This is a genomic window from Kitasatospora sp. NPDC059462 (genome assembly GCF_042749955.1).
GTDB lineage: Bacteria > Actinomycetota > Actinomycetes > Streptomycetales > Streptomycetaceae > Kitasatospora.
The window spans coordinates 1-1235 of the sequence record NZ_JBHYUU010000407.1 but is presented as its reverse complement, the minus strand read 5'-3'; the positions used below and the strand labels follow the sequence as shown (position 1 = coordinate 1235).

Genomic DNA, 1235 nt, shown 5'->3' with positions numbered 1-1235 from the left:
GGAGGACTCGCGCACCGTCAGGTCCGGCAGCAGCTCCAGGTGGTGCACCGGCAGGGCACCGCCGCCGGCACCCAGCCGCCGCACCAGGAGGTCCACCGCGGCGGCGCCGACGGCGCGCTTGGGCGGGGCCACGGCGGTCAGCGGCGGGGCCCCGAGGGCGGCGAACACGTCGTCGTAGCTGACCAGCGCGAGGTCCCCGGGGACCCGCACGCCCCTGGCCCGCAGCAGGGGCAGCAGTTGCAGGGCGTCCTGGTCGTTGTGGACGAGCGCGGCGCCGAGGCCGCCGGAGACGGCCCCGGCCAGCCGGGCCGCGACGTCGTCGACCCCGGCGGCCGGGGTGAGGACGTCGATGACGGGCTCGGCGGGCAGGTCGAGCGTCCGGCAGGCCTCGGCGTAGCCCTGGCGGACCTGATGGGCCGTCCAGGTGTCGGTGCGGGCCGCCAGCGCCACCCTGCGGTGGCCGAGGCCGGTGAGGTGACGCAGGGCGAGCAGGACGCCGTGCCGGTGGTCGGAGCCGACCGCGTCGAGGGCGGCGGCGGGGCTGCCGGGGGCCGGGCGGCGCTCCAGCAGGACGGCGGGGACGGGGAGTTCGGCCACCCAGGCGTGTTCCTCCGGGCGGTCGGCGGCGCTCCAGTTCGGAGCGAGCAGCAGGCCCTGGACACCGGAGGCGAGCAGTTGGTCGACCTGGACGCGGTCGGCGCTGGCCTCGTAGGAGGAGATGCCGAGGACCAGGTGGACGCCGGCCCCGGCGGCGGCGGTGCGCGCGCCGGTGATCACCTCGTCGAAGTACTGCACCACGGCGGGGACGAGCAGCCCCAGGGTGACGGCCTCGCCGGGGCGGTCCGGCGCGGGGGCGGGGGCGGATCCGGGAGCACCGGACGCGGGACCGCCCGGCCCGGGGCCGCCGGCCGAGACGGAACCGTGCGTACGGCGGAGCCGGCCGGCGTCGGCGAGGGCCGCGACGTCCCGGCGGACGGTGACGGCGGGCAGGCCCAGCCGCTCGGCGAGGTCCACCACCCGGACGGTGCCCAGGGCGCGCACCGTGTCGAGGATGCGGGCACGGCGATCGTCCGCCGGGATCGGCATGGCACTCCCTGTCGGTGGGCGGCCTTTCGAGGCTCTGTCGAGGTGGACAGGAACCTACCACCCGGCCCCCGGAGGCCAGGACGGCCCCGCGGGCAGGGGCCGGGGTTTTTTGTTTTACCGCGGGGCGGCGCGTGGAGTCTTGTGTGTTT

Annotated in this window: 1 protein-coding gene; it reads right to left on the bottom strand. The window is 77.6% G+C overall.

Annotation, left to right across the window (positions count from 1 at the left end; all coding sequences use genetic code 11):
* The coding region (locus tag ACFXAM_RS38810; protein WP_380298649.1) for a substrate-binding domain-containing protein at positions 1 to 1086 on the bottom strand (1086 nt) is incomplete at its 3' end.
* Positions 1087 to 1235: the final 149 nt, after the last annotated feature.